20 protein-coding genes and 1 riboswitch are annotated in these 18572 nt (G+C 34.1%); all 20 genes read left to right on the plus strand.

What is annotated here, in order from left to right; translation table 11 throughout:
• The first annotated feature begins 126 nt into the window (after window positions 1–126).
• The 20 genes from G634_RS18880 (at window position 127) to thiH (ending at window position 18394) form a co-directional block, all read left to right on the plus strand.
• Window positions 127–1971, plus strand: a complete 1845-nt coding sequence (locus tag G634_RS18880; RefSeq protein ID WP_035799740.1) for a glycoside hydrolase family 36 protein — start codon at window positions 127–129, stop codon at window positions 1969–1971.
• 61 nt (window positions 1972–2032) lie between these two features.
• Complete coding sequence (locus G634_RS0110895; RefSeq protein ID WP_026505321.1) at window positions 2033–2641, plus strand: ATP-binding cassette domain-containing protein; 609 nt, start codon at window positions 2033–2035, stop codon at window positions 2639–2641.
• 289 nt (window positions 2642–2930) lie between these two features.
• On the plus strand, window positions 2931–3725 hold the full coding sequence (locus tag G634_RS0110900; RefSeq protein WP_026505322.1) for a basic amino acid ABC transporter substrate-binding protein: 795 nt from the start codon (window positions 2931–2933) through the stop codon (window positions 3723–3725).
• 4 nt (window positions 3726–3729) lie between these two features.
• A complete protein-coding gene (locus G634_RS0110905) occupies window positions 3730–4431 on the plus strand; it encodes an amino acid ABC transporter permease (protein WP_196805354.1) in 702 nt (233 codons plus the stop codon).
• Window positions 4418–5140: an amino acid ABC transporter ATP-binding protein gene (locus G634_RS0110910; protein ID WP_026505324.1), complete on the plus strand. Its 723-nt coding sequence runs from the start codon at window positions 4418–4420 to the stop codon at window positions 5138–5140. Before G634_RS0110905 ends, G634_RS0110910 begins: the two co-directional genes overlap by 14 nt.
• 17 nt (window positions 5141–5157) lie before the next feature.
• Window positions 5158–6327 carry a PucR family transcriptional regulator gene (locus G634_RS0110915; protein WP_026505325.1) on the plus strand — a complete coding sequence of 390 codons (1170 nt, stop codon included), beginning with the start codon at window positions 5158–5160 and terminating at the stop codon, window positions 6325–6327.
• A gap of 53 nt (window positions 6328–6380) precedes the next feature.
• Window positions 6381–8060, plus strand: a complete 1680-nt coding sequence (locus tag G634_RS0110920; RefSeq protein ID WP_035799743.1) for a M20/M25/M40 family metallo-hydrolase — start codon at window positions 6381–6383, stop codon at window positions 8058–8060.
• A 12-nt stretch (window positions 8061–8072) separates the two neighbouring features.
• On the plus strand, window positions 8073–8909 hold the full coding sequence (locus G634_RS0110925) for a dimethylarginine dimethylaminohydrolase family protein (RefSeq protein WP_026505327.1): 837 nt from the start codon (window positions 8073–8075) through the stop codon (window positions 8907–8909).
• A gap of 9 nt (window positions 8910–8918) precedes the next feature.
• Window positions 8919–9998: a histidinol-phosphate transaminase gene (gene hisC / locus G634_RS0110930; protein WP_026505328.1), complete on the plus strand. Its 1080-nt coding sequence runs from the start codon at window positions 8919–8921 to the stop codon at window positions 9996–9998.
• Entirely contained in the window at window positions 9982–10968 is a 987-nt protein-coding gene (locus G634_RS18885) for an NAD(P)-dependent oxidoreductase (RefSeq protein WP_051233850.1), read from the plus strand. The genes hisC and G634_RS18885 overlap by 17 nt, the downstream gene beginning before the upstream one ends.
• A complete protein-coding gene (locus G634_RS0110940) occupies window positions 10965–11906 on the plus strand; it encodes an AEC family transporter (protein ID WP_026505329.1) in 942 nt (313 codons plus the stop codon). The genes G634_RS18885 and G634_RS0110940 overlap by 4 nt, the downstream gene beginning before the upstream one ends.
• Before the next feature lie 197 nt (window positions 11907–12103).
• Entirely contained in the window at window positions 12104–12469 is a 366-nt protein-coding gene (locus tag G634_RS0110945) for a GntR family transcriptional regulator (RefSeq protein WP_051233852.1), read from the plus strand.
• Window positions 12470–12480: 11 nt separating this feature from the next.
• Window positions 12481–13173, plus strand: a complete 693-nt coding sequence (locus tag G634_RS0110950) for an ABC transporter ATP-binding protein (RefSeq protein ID WP_026505331.1) — start codon at window positions 12481–12483, stop codon at window positions 13171–13173.
• A 13-nt stretch (window positions 13174–13186) separates the two neighbouring features.
• Window positions 13187–13936 (plus strand): hypothetical protein, encoded by a 750-nt coding sequence (locus G634_RS0110955; RefSeq protein ID WP_026505332.1) that lies wholly within the window; start codon window positions 13187–13189, stop codon window positions 13934–13936.
• A 135-nt stretch (window positions 13937–14071) separates the two neighbouring features.
• Window positions 14072–14338, plus strand: a complete 267-nt coding sequence (locus G634_RS0110960) for a hypothetical protein (RefSeq protein ID WP_026505333.1) — start codon at window positions 14072–14074, stop codon at window positions 14336–14338.
• A 199-nt stretch (window positions 14339–14537) separates the two neighbouring features.
• A riboswitch (TPP riboswitch) is annotated at window positions 14538–14642 on the plus strand.
• Between the two features lie 94 nt (window positions 14643–14736).
• Window positions 14737–15366, plus strand: a complete 630-nt coding sequence (gene thiE / locus G634_RS0110965; protein WP_026505334.1) for a thiamine phosphate synthase — start codon at window positions 14737–14739, stop codon at window positions 15364–15366.
• A gap of 91 nt (window positions 15367–15457) precedes the next feature.
• The gene (gene thiS / locus G634_RS0110970; RefSeq protein WP_026505335.1) at window positions 15458–15658 is read left to right on the plus strand and encodes a sulfur carrier protein ThiS; all 201 of its coding nucleotides are present in this window, start codon (window positions 15458–15460) and stop codon (window positions 15656–15658) included.
• Window positions 15659–15661: 3 nt separating this feature from the next.
• Complete coding sequence (gene thiF, locus G634_RS0110975; RefSeq protein WP_026505336.1) at window positions 15662–16285, plus strand: thiamine biosynthesis protein ThiF; 624 nt, start codon at window positions 15662–15664, stop codon at window positions 16283–16285.
• A gap of 61 nt (window positions 16286–16346) precedes the next feature.
• The gene (locus tag G634_RS0110980) at window positions 16347–17123 is read left to right on the plus strand and encodes a thiazole synthase (protein WP_026505337.1); all 777 of its coding nucleotides are present in this window, start codon (window positions 16347–16349) and stop codon (window positions 17121–17123) included.
• Between the two features lie 11 nt (window positions 17124–17134).
• Window positions 17135–18394 (plus strand): 2-iminoacetate synthase ThiH, encoded by a 1260-nt coding sequence (thiH, locus tag G634_RS0110985; protein WP_026505338.1) that lies wholly within the window; start codon window positions 17135–17137, stop codon window positions 18392–18394.
• The last annotated feature ends 178 nt before the right edge of the window (window positions 18395–18572 follow it).

Raw genomic sequence — 18572 nt, forward strand, 5'->3', positions numbered from 1 at the left:
TATAAACAAAATTAATAGGATTATTATGTTGATTATTTCTTTGTCTTGTTTATCTGCAAGTGTAACAATTAAAGCTTTGCACTGCAGCTATTTGAGAGTATGTGGTATGGAAAAAGGAGTCTAAGAATGGAGTTGGCAGCAGAAGTAAAAATACTAGGGGATGGGTACGGAAGCGGATTTTCTTGTGGACTTAGTATGATAGAAAGTCAGACGGTTCAGGAGTTTAAAGAAATATCAAAAGATAAGACAAATGACTGTCAGTTGACGGTTTATGAAGATGACAGAAATCATCTTCTAAAAGTTTATGAAAAAAAGGACAATGAAGCTTTAAGAGTTTACACAGAATTCGAGAATAACAGTGACAAAGAAGTAACCCTTGAGCTTCTTTCGTCATTTGCATTAAAAGGTGTGAAAGCAGATCGTTTTCATAGACTTCAAAGTTTTTGGAGTGCGGAGGGCAAACTTCGTACAGAGACAATTGAAGATTTGCATCTCGAGAAATCCTGGAATGGGTGTGCCAGAAGAATAGAGAAATTTGGTAATGTAGGTTCTATGCCTGTAAGGAAGTATTTCCCTTTTATTGCACTCGAAGACTCTGAAAAATGTGAATTTATTGGAATTCTTATGGGACTTGCATCTTCATGGCAGATTGAAATATCGTGTAGGGCAAGTCAGGAATTTGACATTATGGGAGGAATTGCTGACAGAGATTTCGGACATTGGATGAGGAAAGTGGCACCTTTAAGTAAATTCAAAACCCCTGATGTGCTAATTGCAAAAGGGAAGAGTCTTGAAGAAGTTTGTGATAAACTTGTTAAGGCTCAACATCCTAACATATCAAAGGTAGATGATGATATGGGGATAATGTTTAATGAGTATTGTACTAGCTGGGGAAATCCTACAATAGATAGTATTAAAAAGCTTAGTGACAAGCTGGAGGGACGAGGAATCAAATATCTTGTTATTGATTCTGGTTGGTATGGACTTCCATGTGATTGGGCAAATAGTGTTGGAAATTGGGTAATCAACAAAGACAGATTTCCAAACGGACTTAAAGAAGCTGCGGATTACATAAAGTCAAAAGGAATGATTCCAGGTCTCTGGTTTGAGCTTGAAGTTGCAGGACCGCACAGTCAGTATTTTAATGAAACTGATCATCTTCTGAAAAAAGATGGATATCCACTTACAGTTGGAGGAAGAAGATTCCTTGATATGGAAGATCCATGGGTAATTGAGAAGCTTTCTAAAGATGTTATAGGAACATTGAAGGAAGGAGGTTTTGGTTATCTTAAAATTGATTATAACGATACTTATGGAATAGGATGTGATGGCGGCGATAGTTTGGGAGATGGATTATATAGAAAAATTCTTTCAACCCAAAGGTTTATAGCTAAAATAAAACAAGAAATTCCTGATATTGTTATAGAAAATTGTTCTAGTGGTGGTCATAGACTTGTTTATTCTATGATGGAACTGGCAAGTCAGGCGAGTTTTTCAGATGCGCACGAAACAACATCAATTCCTATAATAGCTGCAAATATGCATAGAGTTATTAAACCATCTCAGAGTCAGATATGGGCGGTCTTAAGGAAAACTGATGACAAAGATCGTCTTCATTATACACTTGCTTCAACATTCCTTGGTAGAATGTGTTTGAGCGGAGATATTTATGACTTATCAGATGAACAGCTTGCTGTAGTTGATGAGGCTAAAGAATTCTATAAAAAGGCAGCAGATATTATAAAAAACGGTAAGACAACGCTTATAGATTGTAGCGCAGAAAGTTACAACAAACCTAAAGGGCAGCAGCTTGTAGTAAGAGAATATAATGGTAAAAAGCTACTTGTTTTCCACAGGTTTAAAGAATCCTCCAAGATGGAGTATAATATTCTAGAGAGTAGCCGCATTATAGCAGAATTTGGTAAAGCAGATAAAGATTTTAGTGCATATGCAATAATTGTTGAAGAATAAAATATATATAATAAAGACAAACCTCTTGTTGCGGCTTAAAAAGCGCAAATGAGAGGTTTTATTGAAAGGAAAGGATAGATCATGTTCAATATTATACAAATATGGATATGTTGGATTTGATGGACTCTTGATTACAATGATTTCTTTGATGTCATCTTTTGGACCCGTTGTTGCGCTGGCAGCACTTGGTACAACGCTTCAAAACACTGTTGCTGCAGGAACAAGAGTTCTTGCCATAATAGATGAAGAACCTGAAATTCTGGATATAACAGGAAAAAAAGATGTAGAGTTTAATAGAGCTGACATAAAAAAAGTGTCATTCGCATATGAAGGTGAAAATGTTTTAAACAATGTTTGTCTAACAATTCCAAAGGGTAGAATTGTAGGAATTATGGGCAAAAGTGGCTGCGGAAAATCAACGCTTTTAAAGCTTTTAATGCGTTTTTGGAAAATTAAAGACGGAGAAATATGTCTGTCAAAAGAGAATATAGAAGAAATCAATACCAGAAATCTTAGAAGTATCGAAAGTTATATGACGCAGGAAGCTGTAATATTAAAATCTTTGAAACAGGAAGCTAGTAAAAAGACTATTTTACTTGTATCACACAGAGAATCAACACTACGTATCACAGATGATAATCTTGTGATGGAGGATGGCCGAATATCCTAGAAAAAATCTAAAAAAAGCTATTCTTGATTGGTAAGAGTTCAATACCTTTTTGTATTTATTACAAATAAAAGTCTTATTCTTTGTAAAAAACACATTGCAAAAAGACTGTAGTTAGTGCTAATATCTTTAACAAGATAAGTTTGGGCTAGAAAAATGGCGACAGCTTTTCTATTGCATGCAGTAAATCGTACGAAAAAACTAAATAAAATGATGTCAAAGCAGACAAAGAGAAAATCTTTGTCTGCTTTTTTTGCAAGTAAAGGATATTTCAAAAGAGGAGAAGAGTTGTATGAAAAAGAAAATAATAGCATTTATGATAACTGTTGTTTGTATATTGAATCTATGCTCATGTGGGAAAGGACAGGAAAAGGCCAAGGCATCAACGTCAGATGATTTACTTAGTGAAGGAAAACTGATAGTCGGAACAAATGCATCTTTTCCTCCTTTTGAGTACATAGGGAAAGATGGAAAACCAGATGGATTTGATATTGCACTTGCAAAGGCAATAGGCAAAGAAATGAAAGTAGATGTTGAAATACAGGATATGGAATTTGATTCATTAGTTGCTTCAATTGGCAGCAAGATTGATATAGCAATTGCCGGAATGACAGTTACTAATGAAAGACAAAAAGCAGTAGATTTTTCTAATTCCTATTATGATGCAGTGCAGTGTGTATTAATTCCAAAAGATTCAAAGATAGCAAACCATGATGATCTTAAAGGAAAAAAAATTGGATCACAGATGGGAACAACTGGAGATTCTCTTAGCGAAAACATCAAGAAGGAAGATGATACTACAACAATTAGTACGTATGATAAGGCAATTGATGCAGTAAATGATCTTGTTAATGGAAGACTCGATGCAGTAATTCTTGACAAAAATCCAGCAACAGTATTTGCAAAACAATATGAAACAATAGAAGTATTAAACGGAAGTGATTTTGGATTTCAGACAGAACATTATGCGATTGCTCTACCTAAAAAAGATGAAAAGCTTGCAGGAAAAGTTAATGATGCTCTTGAGAAAATAAAAGAAAATGGTACTTTCGATGAACTTGTAAAAAAATATATTGAAACGGAGTAATCATATGGAGCAGGTGCTTTTAGAGTTTAAAGAACAGTTTACATCAGCTTTTATAACTGAGGATAGATGGAAATTGTATTTTCAGGGATTGTTAACAACAATAGAAATAGTTTTGCTTGCTGCTATTCTTGGACTTGTTATAGGAACAGTCATATGTTTTATGAATTTGTCTTCTTCTAAAGCAAAGAAGTGTACAATACCACATTTAATAGCAGTAACATATATTGATATTATACGAGGCACGCCTTCAGTTATTCAGCTTCTTATTATGTGGTTTATTATCATGAAGAGTAGTACAAATGGAGTTTTAGTAGCAGTTATATCTTTTGGAATAAACAGCGGAGCATATGTTGCAGAGATAATGAGAGGAGGAATACAGGCAGTTAATAAAGGACAGCTTGAAGCAGGAGATTCGCTCGGAATTTCCAGATTTACGACTATTAGATATGTTATTTTGCCTCAGGCGTTTAAAAATGCTCTTCCAACCTTGTGTAATGAGTTTATTACACTGTTAAAAGAAACTGCAATTGTAGGATATGTTTCCTTATCAGATTTAACTAGAGTTTCCAATCAGATTTCATCTAGAACTTATGAACCATTCATGCCTCTTATTGGGGCAGCAGCAATCTATTTCGTAATAATCAAGATGTTTACTATTCTTTTTGGAAAACTCGAAAGGAGAATGAGCCAGAATGTTGCGTGTTGAAGATTTAAAAAAATCCTATGGAAATAATAAAATTTTAAAAGGAATTTCCTGTGAAATTAAAGATGGCGAAAAAATAGTTGTCATAGGACCTTCGGGCTCTGGTAAAAGTACATTTCTTAGGTGTTTAAATATGTTAGAGACACCAACTTCCGGACGAATATGGATGGACAACGATGAACTTACATCAAAATCAACTGATTTGACTCATATCAGGCAGCAGATGGGAATGGTATTTCAACATTTTAATCTGTTTGAAAACCTTACAATTATGGATAATATCACCCTGGCACCTGTTAAGACCAGGAAGATGAATAAACTACAGGCAAAAGAAAATGCGTTAAGTCTTTTAAAAAGAATAGGATTAGCAGATAAAGCAGACGCCTATCCTTCACAGCTGTCGGGAGGTCAGAAGCAAAGAGTTGCAATTGTAAGATCTCTTGCAATGAAACCAAAAGTTATGCTGTTTGATGAACCAACATCAGCTCTTGATCCAGAGATGGTAGGAGAAGTGCTCGATGTAATGACAGAACTTGCAGATAGTGGAATGAATATGGTTGTAGTGACGCATGAAATGGGATTTGCTAGAAATGTAGCCAGCCGAATTATGTTCGTAGATGATGGAAATATAGTTGAAGAAAATGATCCGGAAAGTTTTTTTGAACATCCTCAAAACGATAGATGTAAAGAGTTTTTATCAAAAATTTTGTAGGTATAGGAGGAGATAATATGGGGCTTACAGTAGGAGAAGTACTAGAACTTCCTTTGGCCGGCAACTTTACTCTAGTTGCCGGTAAAGGAGGTCTTGGAAGAATAGTAGAAAATGTAAATTTACTTGATTACGAGTATGATACAAAATCTCCTCGAGGAATAGAGCCTGATGGTTTATTTGACCAAAAATCATTTGTTGTTACATCTATGCTGTTTGCAAAAGACAAAGCAAATATAATTCTTAATGTTACAAGGCAGTTATATGTTGATGGAGTCAGCGCCATAGGAATAATCCAAGCGTATTTTAAAAGCCTTCCCAGAGAAGTGATTGAATTTGCTGATAGCAAGAACTTTCCGATTTTTTTAGTCTCGTCCGAAAAAACCTTTTCAGAAAATGTCGTAATAGGGCTTACAAGAGCAATAGAATCAAGTGAGAATATAAATCATATCGAAGAAAAAATAAATTTTATAATGCAGCATAAAGTAAGTCCTGCAACAAGGCTTTCTACTGCACAGGAGATTATTCCTTTTTTCAGGGCGCCTTACAGATTTTATTACATGGTATCAAAACATCAAGTAAATACGTATGGATTTCAACATCAAATTCTGACGTTAAAAAGTAAAAAAACAGACGGAATAGAAATATTACCATATCAGTTTGGGATTCTCATATGTACCATGGAAATAGATGAAAAAATCTTTATGGAGAAACTAAAGAAAATAGGAATACGTAAAGAGGAATACATAATAGGTGTCAGTACAGGATGCTTTGAAACAGATAAAGTTGCAAATGAAATCAGGGAAGCTCTATATGCCCAAAGGTATGCGTCAAGGAATAAAAAAATGATTTGTAAATTTTCTGAGATGGGAATATGGCAGATGATTCTACCAAATAGGGATAATATATGGATTCAGAAATACTGTGAAGGACTTCTTCAGAAATTAAAATCAGCAGATTGTGAATTTGGAACAGAGATATTTGACACAATATCTATATATGTAGCTAATAACTGCGATACCAAAAACACTGCTGCCAAAATGTCAGTACATGCAAATACAATAAGATATCGTATCAAAAAAGCTCAGGAAGTTTTAAAACTGGAAGGAAATGAAATGGAATTTCAGCAGGCAATATGGTTTGCGTTCAATTACAAAATAGGAATAGACAGCTATTTTGATACATTTTAATGACAGTTAAGTAATATAGACCAAAATTTTATTGAGAGGAAGTAATAAAAATTATGTTGGAAAGAGATGAACGAGCATTGTTTATCGCGAAAGAAATGGTAAAGATACCAAGTATAAATTCTACTGGAGGAGAGAAGAATATAGGAGACTTTCTTGAACACCTTTTTATGACAATGCCATATTTTGTAAAGCATCCAGATCAGTTATCTATAAAAGAATTAAAAAATGATTCTCTACATAGAAAAAATGTGATGGCTCTTATAATAGGTGAAAAAGAATACAGAAGCGAAACACTTGTATTGCATGGCCATACAGATACAGTTGGAGTAGAAGATTTTGGAAGCTTAAAAGAATATGCTTTTTCGCCGGACATTCTTGTAGAGAAATTAAAAGAGCTTGATTTGCCTGAAGATATTCGAAAAGATTTAGAGTCTGGAGAATATATGTTCGGGAGAGGAAGCTGTGATATGAAAAGCGGAGATGCTGTATTCATTTCGCTTATAGAATGGCTTGTTCATAATATTTCTAAGCTTTCTGGAAATATTCTTTTATCTCTTAATCCTGTAGAGGAAAATCTTCATACAGGAGTCATCGAAGGTCTTGATACGCTTTTAGAGTGGAAGGAAAAATACAAACTAAAATACCAAATGGCTATAAATAATGATTATACTTGCCCTTTATATGACAATGACAAGAAAATCACCATGTATACAGGAGTTGTAGGCAAGCTTCTTCCCTGTTTTTATATTCAGGGAAAAGAAACTCATGTTGGTCAGTGTTTTGAAGGACTTGATGCTTCTTATACTGCGGCAAGACTAGTAGAGAAAATTCATTTGAATATGGATTTTAGTGATATAGTTCTTGGCGAAGCATCCATGCCACCTTCTGTTTTAAAAATGAAAGACTTAAAACCTTGGTACAACGTTCAAACTGCAAAAGATGCGCTCGTTTATTTTAACTACTTTGTACATAATGCAGAAATTGATAAGATTACAGATAAACTCGTCGAGGCTGCAAGGAAAGCTTTAGAAGATACCAGAATTAAAGTAGAGAATATGGCAGCAGAATACTATGAAAACAGCTATCTTTATTTGAAAAATGCTGATAAAAATATTTCAAGTACACCTAGAACCAACGACAGTAAAGGAGTTTTGTTATATGAAGAACTGGTAGACATGGTTAGAGAAAAAACAATGCTTTCTATGGAGAAGATAAAAAGCATAGAGGCTGGAATTAACTCTAAGGAAAGAGCAAAGAAAACAGATTTAAGAGAAATTCCTATTGCAGTAATTAAATATTTTCTTGGGCTTTTGGGAATAAATGATTCTGTAATAGTTCTTTATTTTGCACCGCCTTACTGTCCTCACAATATGCTTCAAAAAGATTGCAGTTTCTTAGAAAATGATTTGAAAGAGATTACTTTAAAGGTCGCAAAAGATGCGAATGTCGAGTATAGATTCATGCATTTTTTTCCGAGTCTTTCGGATAGTAGCTATTTGAAGATAGATGATTCTGATAAATCACTTACGAAACTTAAAAATAACTTTCCTATGATGGAGCAGTTATACCCGCTTCCAATAGAAAAAATAAAAAAATTAAATATACCTTCAGTCGATTTTGGATGTTATGGGAAAGATGCACATAAGTGGACTGAAAGAGTAAATATACCTTATACCTTCGAAGTTCTTCCGCATTTATTGAAAGAAACTTTGAAACATTTTAAATATATTTAAAGAGGAGAAGAGATGTTTGTAAAAAATGGAACAGGTATCCTGAAAAAAGTGCTTGTAAGCAGACCAAGTTATTTAAAGCCTGCACCTATAAATGAAATTGCTAAAAAGTGGAAAGACACCACTATGGATATAGAACTTATGGAGAAAGAACATAAGATTCTGACAGATACCTATAAGGCTGAAGGAGTTGAAGTAGAATATCTTGAAGCTGATAGTGATAGACCTAACAGTGTTTTTTCCAGAGATTTTGGAGGATGTGTAAAAGAAGGCTACATACTTGGAAAATTCAAGTTGGACATGCGATACAAAGAGCATGTGGATTATGAAAAAAGAATGGAAGAACTTGGAATACCATGTATTGCAAAAGTTGAAAAAGGACTTTTTGAAGGCGGAGATTTCATGTTCATGAATGAAAAGCTTATTGCAATAGGAATGGCTGATCGAAGTAACAAAGAAGGTGTGGAAGAAATTAAAAAAAATCTGGAGCCATTAGGGTATGAAATTGTTCCGGTTTTTTTGAATCCAGCCTATCTTCATTTAGATATGTGTTTTAACCTTGTTGATGATCATCTAGCAGTTACTTATGCAGAAGGACTTCCAAAGAATTTCAGAAAACTATTGAAAGATTTAGATATTGACCTTATAGAAGTTGAGGAAAAAGATATTTTTCTTCATGGATGTAATCTTCAGGCACTTGGAGATAATAGAGTTTTATCTCTTTCTAGAAATATAGAGGTTAATAAGAAACTTGAAGATCATGGAATGAAAGTAATCAAACTTCCAATAACAGAGATACTTAAAGCAGGTGGCGGTCCTCATTGTATGACTTTTCCGCTAATAAGAGAATAGGAGTAAAAAATGAGTTATTTTTTCTTGGATGAATACGAACACATGGAACCTTATGTTCCGGGCGAAATGCCAAAAGATAGAGAATATCTTAAATTAAATGCAAACGAGTCGTCATATCCTCCGTCACCAAAAGTGATTGAGGTTATGAATAAAGCGGAAGTAAAAGCAATGTCACACTATTCAGATCCTCATTGTATGGAGCTTCGCAAGGCGATAGGAGATGAGTATGGATTTCCAAAAGAGCAGGTTTTTGTAGGAAATGGAGCAGATGAAGTACTTGGATTTTGTATGATGAGCTTTTTTAAACCGGGAATGAAAGTCTGTTTTCCTGACATAACTTATGATTTTTATCGAACCTATGCGACTACGTATCGTTTGGATTTTCATCAGTTTCCTCTTACAGATGATTTAAGTGTAAATGTTGAAGATTACATATATACAGACAGAGATGTTATTTTGGCGAATCCTAATAATCCAACAGGAAAAGCCATAAGTACATATGATATCGAACGTATCGTTTCTCAGAATCCCAAGAGAATGGTTATCATTGACGAAGCATATGTTGATTATGGAAATGAATCCTGCGTAGAACTTGTAAGAAAGTACAACAACCTTGTGGTTATACAAACATTTTCCAAGTCAAGGAACATGCCAGGGGCAAGAATTGGATTTGCGATATCTTCTGCAGATATCATTAATGACATGAATAAGATTAAATTTGCTTTTAATCCTTTTAATATGAGCACTTTAGCAATTGTTGGAGGGGCAGCAGCTATAAGAGATAAAGAATATTTTCACAAATGTATAGAAAAAGTTGAAGAAGTTAGAGAAGAATTCGAAGACGAACTTGAAGAAATGGGATTTGGAGTGATTCGAACAACAACAAATTTTGCATTTTTCCATTGCCCGGATGTTCCGGCGACTATTTTATGCAAGGAGTTAAAGAAAAGAGGAATACTTGTTCGCCATTATAATGACGAACGAATAAATGATTATCTTAGAATTACTATAGGAACAAGAGAGGAAATGCGTAGAGTATTAGTGCAGTTAAATAGTATTAGGGAGAGTGTTTATGATTGTGCTGGCTAGTGATTATAAAGAACAGTTGTTAAAAAGCTACGATACCACAAAAGATTCTCTAATACGTGCGTTAAATAGTGAGGAGTTAACGCCAGTTAGTTTTTATGTTGAACCTTATGATACCCCAAAGTTTTGGGATATATTAAGTAAGGCGGATGGACTTATAACAGCCTTTCTTCCAATTAATGAGAATTTTTTGGAGAAAGCCCCCAAGCTAAAAGCGATTTCTGTAAATGCAACAGGATATAGCACTCTAGATATGGAAGCTTTAACAAAACATGGAGTAATGATGCGGCATATAACTTCCTATTGTACAAGAGAAGTCGCTGAACATGCAATTGCAATGATGCTTTCCTTAAATAAGAACTTTTTGCAATACAGCTATGAAATAAACTCACTTAAAAAGTGGAAGTACATGGATCTTTCTCCTCGAAGAACAGTTAACCATTTAACACTAACGATTTTTGGACTTGGACAAATAGGTAAAATGACAGCATCTCTTGCAAATGCACTCGGAATGAAAGTGCAAGCATTTGATCCATATGTTGATAGAAGCACTGCACAAAAAAATAATGTTGATCTTGTAGATTTAATCACAGCTCTTGAGACTTCTGATGTGATAATTAACCATATGGTATTAACGGATTCTAATAGGAATTTTTTTAATGAAGATTTTTTTGTCAGACTAAAGAAAAGACCTATATTTATAAATGTTGGAAGAGGGAAAAGCGTAGATGAAAAGGCGCTTTTATCTGCCTTGGAGAAAGAATATATCTATGCAGTTGGTCTTGATGTGCTTGAAAGTGAAGACCCTGATATGAATAATTGCCCGTTTACAGGAATGAAAAATGTACTTCTAACCCCACATAGCGCTTTTTATTCAGAAGAGTCTAATAGAGCATTAGAAGAAATAAGCGGAGAAAATATGGGGATTATGTTAAAAGAATTATCAAAGAGCTTTTCCAGAGAAAACAAATGATATTGTTAAGACAGATGATTATTTTGATGGTTCTTATGCTGACAGGATTTTTGTGTAGAAAACTTAAAGTCCTTGGTAAGGAAGCGTTCAAACCGTTGTCTGTTCTTGTGACTTTATTGGCAAACCCAGCGCTAATATTATATTCAAGTTTAGAAAATGTTCTTACCATTTCTACATTTGAACTTTTAAAAGTAGTCGCTTTTTCCTTTTTGGTGTATGCGTGTCTTCTTTTTGCCAGTAAAATAGCAGCTTTCTTTATGGTAAAACAAAAAAGTATGCGGAATTTATATGTGCTTATGCTAGCTTTTTCAAATATAGGTTTTATGGGAATTCCGCTTGTTAAAATGGCTTATGGAGCAAAAGAATTGTTCTATATGACTGTTTTTCAGATGCCATATGATTTGCTTATTTATACCTATGGTGTATATCTAATAAGCAAAAATGATGAAAGACACTCAAAAGGAAAATGTCAGTTAAAGAGTTTTGCTATTAAGCTCATAAATCCTGGAAGTATTGCTGCTGTAGGTGCTGTTATTATCTATATTTTTCATATAGATTTTCCTCTCGTTTTATCAGAACCTTTGAAAATGCTTGGAAATATAGCGTCTCCTATATCAATGATGGTAATTGGTGCATCTTTTTATGATATCAGATTAAAAGATTTTTTGATTAATTATGAGTTGTTGTTTTTTTCTGTAATTAAGCTTATTGTTCTTCCAGCGCTTTTGGTAATTATATTTTGTCAATGCGATATAAGCGTTGAGATGCTCCATGTATGCCTTATAGTCTTTTGTGCACCTGTTGGAAGCATGGTAGTAATGTTTTCACAGCAATATGAAAATAATCAGGAATTAGCCAATAAAAGCGTTGCTTTTACTACGCTTTTATCGGTTATTACCATTCCTGTAATGCAGAGTATTCTAGAAATAATCCGATAAAAGAGATAGATATTAAAAAGCTGTTTAAGACTATTGAGAATAGATGTCTTAAGCAGCTTTTTTAGTTACTTCCTGATAACTGTAATCACTTAGTTGTCTATGTTGGTAGAAAAATTTATGAAAGTAGTTGACATTGTTATATCACTAGTGTACTATTTATATAGTACACTAGTGATATACAAATAGGAGCAAAAATTATGAAGTTTAATCCAAATGCACCAATTTATTTACAGGTTATTGATGCTCTCAAGCTTGATATTATAAATGGTCGGCTTAGCCCTGGTGAAAAACTTCCATCGGGTAGGGATTTAGCAGTACGCTATACAATAAACCCTAATACTGCTGCAAGAGTCTACCAGGAGCTTGAACGTCAGGGAATTTGCTTTACTAAGAGAGGCATGGGAACATTTGTGACAAATGATGCAGATAGAATATCTGAATGCCGCAATCAAATGGCAAAAGAAGTGCTGGATACTTTTCTTGTTAGTATGAAGGAACTTAATATTTCCAAAGATAAAGCTATCGAGATGATTAATGAATCTGATGATATATGGATGATTTAGGAGGAGCTAGTATGTTAGAAAGTATTAACGTAACCAAGAAATTTTTGAACAAAACAGCAGTGGAAGATGTCACAATGACTTTGGAAAAAGGGCATATTTACGCAATCCTTGGACCTAACGGCAGTGGTAAAACAACTTGGATGAAAATGGTGGCAGGACTTATCAAACCGACTTCTGGAACCATCAGGCTTGATGGTAAAGAAATCGACATCCAAAGCAGGAAAGAAATTGCGTATATGTCCACAGAACCATATTTTTATGATTGGATGACTATTAAAGATGTTGGAAAATACTATAATGATTTCTTTGAAGATTTTTCTATGGAGAGATTTGCTTATCTTGTAAATGAAATGTCTCTTGAAATGAACCTGAAATTAAAGACTCTTTCATCTGGAATGATGGCTAAACTTAAGATAGCGGCCACAATGGCTCGCGATGCCAAAATCTATATGTTGGATGAACCATTAAATGGAATTGATCTTATTGCAAGAGATGAAGTTATGAAGACAATTATTACTTATGCAAATGAAGACAAGATGCTTATTGTTTCCAGTCACCTAGTTGAAGAGCTCGAAATGATTGTTGATACAGCTATTTTTATAAAAAATGCTAGATTACAGGGAATATATGGACTTGAAAGTCTTAGGATAAATGAAGGTATTTCTATTGCAGATAAGTATCGCGAAGTTTATGGTAAGTGTTGAAGGAGGCATAAAAATGGGAAAGCTTTTAAAATATGAACTTAGAAAATCATTAGGTGTAAAAGGTGTTGTCCTTGTTATTTCATGTATTTTTGAATTATTGTTTTTGATAGGTCTATATTCATCCAAGGAAACGCTGATTCCAATAGGTATAACACTTTTATATTTTGATGCGTTTATTTCAGTTGTAGTCATGGGAATTGCGAGCATCAGACTTCTCCATAATGATTTGAATACCAAGCAAAGTTATATGCTTTTTATGACTCCTAATAGTAGTTATAAAATTTTAGGAGCGAAAGTTATAGAAAGCTTCATGTCAATTTTAATTGCAGGGGTATTTTTTACATCACTGGGTTTTTTGGATTTTACTCTTTTGATTGCTCAAAATGGAGGTTTTAAAGAAGCATTTGATTTTATATATACAGCGTATCAAAAGATTTTTGAAATTGAAATTAATCCTTCAGATGTTATAAGTGTAATTGCACTTTTACTTATATCATGGTTTTACTTTATAACCGTTGCATACCTAGCCCAGGTTATTTCAGCAACATTTCTTAATGGAAGAAAGTTTAATGGAATTATCAGCTTTTTTATTGGTTTGGCAATCATAATCCTAGAAGAATATGCTGTTAACAATTTTGTTTCCATTTCTGCTACAGGTTCTGTTATTAATCATAACATTCTTCAAGGCGTAGTGTATTTGACACTTGCTGGCATTACTTATGCTGTTACAGCATGGATTATGGATAATAAGCTTTCAGTTTAAAAAATTTGATGTATAATATTTAATGTGACTTATTAAGGTTTTCTACTTATTATTAGTAGAAAACCTTTTGATATGTGAATTTGGAACCTGTATTGTTTCATAGAAGTAGTTGTTTGAGGTGAAAGGAAAAGTTTTATGGGCGGATTGGGTATTTTGATAATAATGTTTCTTATGGGTTTGATTATGCTGGCGCTTATAGCAGCCGCTGCGATACTTGTTGGGATTTTCTTTACAAGCCTTATTGGAGGAATTGTTTTAGTACTTACAGGAAAGCATTTTTCAGGAAATGCCAAAAGAAAACTAATAAGCAGGATATGTTTTATTGTTGGGGCAATCTTATTAATACTAGCAGGTAGTTCTATAGGCGTTTTGTATGAAATAGTAGCAAAATTATTTGTATGATGATATGTAAAGCTGATAGCGATTGTTTGTTACGATACACGTTTTTATGGCTTTGTATAGTCTTTTAGTTGAAAAACCGTTGTTTAGTTTGTAAGAGTATCAACCTTAAACAAAACCAGTAATAAATATTTTGCTTGCATTTTTCTGAAAAGTGATTAAAATGTGTATATAAGTGCAAAAATAAATGCACATTATTTAAAACTAAATAAACGGGAGCTTGTTGACAGGCTGAGAGGAAGGTGTGACCTTCGACCGAGAACCTGATTTGGATAATGCCAACGTAGGGATGCCTAGATTTATTGGAATGCTTATTACGCGGAGTGCCCAGATTGGGTGCTCCGCTTTTTGGCGTGTACATGCAAAATCAGGAGAATTCAGGAGGAGAACAGAAAAAAACAATGAAATTTGATTCGACAATGTATTTTATTACAGACAGTTCTTATTGTGGTGAAGAAGAGTTTCTTAGAAAAATTGAAAGTGCATTAACAGGCGGAGTTACGCTTATTCAGCTAAGAGAGAAAAACAAGAGTACAAAAGAGTACATAGAATTAGCTGCGAAAGTTCATGAAATTACTAAAAAGTACAGTGTTCCGTTGATAATAGATGACCGAGTTGATGTAATGCTGGCAGTTGACGCTGAAGGGGTTCATGTTGGAAAAGAAGATATGCCTGTTGAAATGGCAAGAAAAATAATAGGAAAAGACAAAATTCTTGGGGCAACCACAAAAACAGTAGAAGCTGCTGTTTTGGCATATGAAAATGGAGCTGATTATCTTGGCGTAGGCGCGATATATCCTACGACAACAAAAGTTAAGACAATTTTGACATCTACAAAGACTCTTGATGAAATTTGCAAGAGTGTTCCGATTCCTATAAATGCAATAGGTGGATTAAATGCTTCAAATATGGACGTACTTAAGGGAATAAATATAGCCGGTGTATGTGCAGTGTCGGCTATTATGAAAAGTGATAATCCTAGTGATGCAGTAAGGATAATAAAGGAAAAGTTCTTATCACTTCAAAAATAAGTATATAGGCTGGTATTTTTAATGAATATCTAGCGCCTAAGCTGTTTATAAATTCATATAACCCTATAAGTGACTAAAAGGAGAATGAGATTTGATAACAATTAATGGAGATGAATACGAGTCAGAAATGACAGGTAAGACTATTAAAGAAATGATTGATACATTGAAATTCGATGAACGAACAATTGCCGTTGAATTAAATGAGGATATTATTTCAAAAAATAACTATTCGAACCAGGTATTGAAAGATGGAGACATAGTCGAAGTTGTGAGCTTTGTGGGAGGAGGTTGAAAAATGCTGACAAAACAAAAGTGGCAGGAAGCACTCTCTAGAAGGCATGGAAGAGAGACACAAAATAAATTTGAGAATGCAACAGTTGCTATATGTGGATTGGGCGGACTTGGATCCAATATAGCGATAAGTCTTGCAAGAGCAGGCGTAGGTACACTTATACTTATAGATTTCGACAAAGTAGACATAACCAATCTTCATAGACAACAATACAAAGCATCTCAAATTGGAATGGATAAAACTGATGCATTGAAAGAAAACCTGTTAGAAATAAATCCATTCATAAATCTTATAGCATACAACGTTATGCTGGATGAGAATAATGTTTTTCAGTACGTAAAGGATGCAGATATTATTTGTGAAGCATTTGATAAAGCAGAGAATAAGGCAATGCTAGTAAATTGCGTTTTGGATTCTTTTTCAGATAAAAAGATAGTTTCATCTTCTGGAATGGCCGGATTTGGAGATGCAAATGAAATAAAGACTACCAGAATAAATGAAAGGTTTTACTTGTGTGGAGATAGAAAAAGTGATGTTAATTTTTGTGCAAGTTTAGTAAGTGCAAGAGTTATGTTATGTGCTTCACATGCCGCACTTAAAATTCTTCAAATAATTAAGGAAACATAAAAGAAATAAAACCAAAAGAAATTAAACAATGGTTTGTGATGATAAAAGAAGGGAAGATATCATGAGTGATAATAATGACAAACTTATAATTGGCACAAAGGAATTTGATTCAAGATTCATTCTAGGATCAGGAAAGTATTCCATGAAACTAATTGACGGAGCAATAAAATATGCAGGCGCGCAGATAATAACGCTTGCAGTTAGACGAACTAATACAAAAGAAGGGGAGAACATTTTGGATTATATTCCTGATAATGTTACTCTTTTACCTAATACAAGCGGAGCACGAGATGCCAAAGAGGCAGTCAGAATAGCTAGACTTGCAAGAGAACTTGGATGCGGAGACTTTGTGAAAATCGAGATTATGAAGGATTCAAAATATCTTCTTCCTGATAATTATGAAACGATAAAAGCTACAGAAATACTTGCAAATGAAGGCTTTATAGTTATGCCATACATGTATCCGGATTTAAATGTAGCAAGAGATTTGAAAAATGCAGGAGCTGCTTCTATTATGCCTCTAGCGTCACCTATTGGATCTAATAAAGGACTGGCGACAAAAGAGTTTATACAGATACTGATTGACGAAATTGATCTCCCTATTATTGTAGATGCAGGAATTGGAAGACCATCACAAGCATGTGAAGCTATGGAAATGGGTGCTGCAGCTATCATGGCTAATACCGCGCTTGCAACTGCAGGTGATTTACCTATGATGGCAAGTGCATTTAAACTTGCGATTGAAGCTGGAAGAAAAGCTTATTTATCAGGACTTGGCAGAGTGCTTGTAAGAGGTGGTAGTGCATCAGATCCGCTCACTGGTTTTTTGCGTAATTAAGGAGAAAAGAAATGGAAAATCATTTTTTTATAGATTCAAATACTTTGAGTGATGCAGCGCTTGAAAAAAAGCACAGAATAGAGACAGATCCATCATCTAGAATTAATCATATGGAATATCTTCCGGGAATGGATGTAATAAAGTCAGATGTCTGCGAAAATGTCATGAAACATTTTGAAAATTATGACAGTAGTAAATATACTGCTTTTGATGTTCAAAGAGCTTTGAAAAAAGAGAAATGTACAATTGAAGATTTTAAGGCTCTTCTTTCGCCTGCGGCCCAGCCTTTCCTTGAAGAAATGGCGAGAAAAGCCAGACTTGAAACAAGTAAACATTTCGGAAATACAGTATATCTGTTTACTCCTATTTATATAGCAAACTATTGCGATAATTATTGTGTATATTGTGGTTTTAACTGTTACAACAGAATAAAAAGGCTTAAACTTTCATATGAACAGATTGAGCACGAAATGAAAGTAATTGCTGACAGCGGAATGGAAGAAATACTTATTCTAACAGGAGAAAGCCCAAGCCAGAGTAGTGTGGAATACATTGGAGAAGCATGTAAAATCGCACGTAAATACTTTAAGATGGTTGGAATTGAGATTTATCCTGTAAATGTTAAAGATTACAAGTATCTACATGAGTGCGGCGTGGATTATGTTACTGTTTTTCAGGAAAGCTATGATAGTGATAAATATGAGACACTTCATCTTATGGGAAACAAGAGAATATGGCCTTATAGATTTGATTCTCAGGAAAGGGCACTGATGGGAGGAATGCGAGGAGTTGCGTTTTCAGCACTTCTTGGACTTTCAGATTTTCGAAAAGATGCACTAGCGACAGGACTTCATGCATATTTTTTACAAAGAAAATATCCATATGCTGAAATATCACTTTCATGTCCAAGACTTAGACCTATTATCAATAATGATACAATAAATCCGCTTGATGTAGGCGAAAAACAACTGTGTCAAATACTATGTGCATATAGAATTTTCCTTCCATTTGCAGGAATAACAGTATCATCCCGTGAGACAAAAGAATTTAGAAATGGAATTGTAAAAATAGCTGCAACAAAAGTCTCTGCCGGAGTATCAACAGGAATTGGAGATCATGAAGAGAAATACAAAGGAACAGATACAGGAGATGCAACAGGAGATGAACAATTTGAAATATCAGATGGACGAAGTCTTGAAAAAATGTACGAAGATATAACAGATGAGGGACTGCAGCCTGTATTCAATGATTACCTTTGTCTTATAGATTAAGAAATAGATAATGTGAATGCCTGGAAAAGCATTAACGAAAAAGTGACTAACCTGCAATTATAGACGCAAGTTAGTCGCTTTTTGCATATTATAAACTGACTCGTTTGCTATAATATCGTTTACAAATATATGTGACTCTATTGTCATAATAATGGTTATAAATATATGTGACTCTATT

It is taken from the genome of Butyrivibrio sp. NC3005, assembly GCF_000424545.1.
Classification (GTDB): domain Bacteria; phylum Bacillota; class Clostridia; order Lachnospirales; family Lachnospiraceae; genus Butyrivibrio.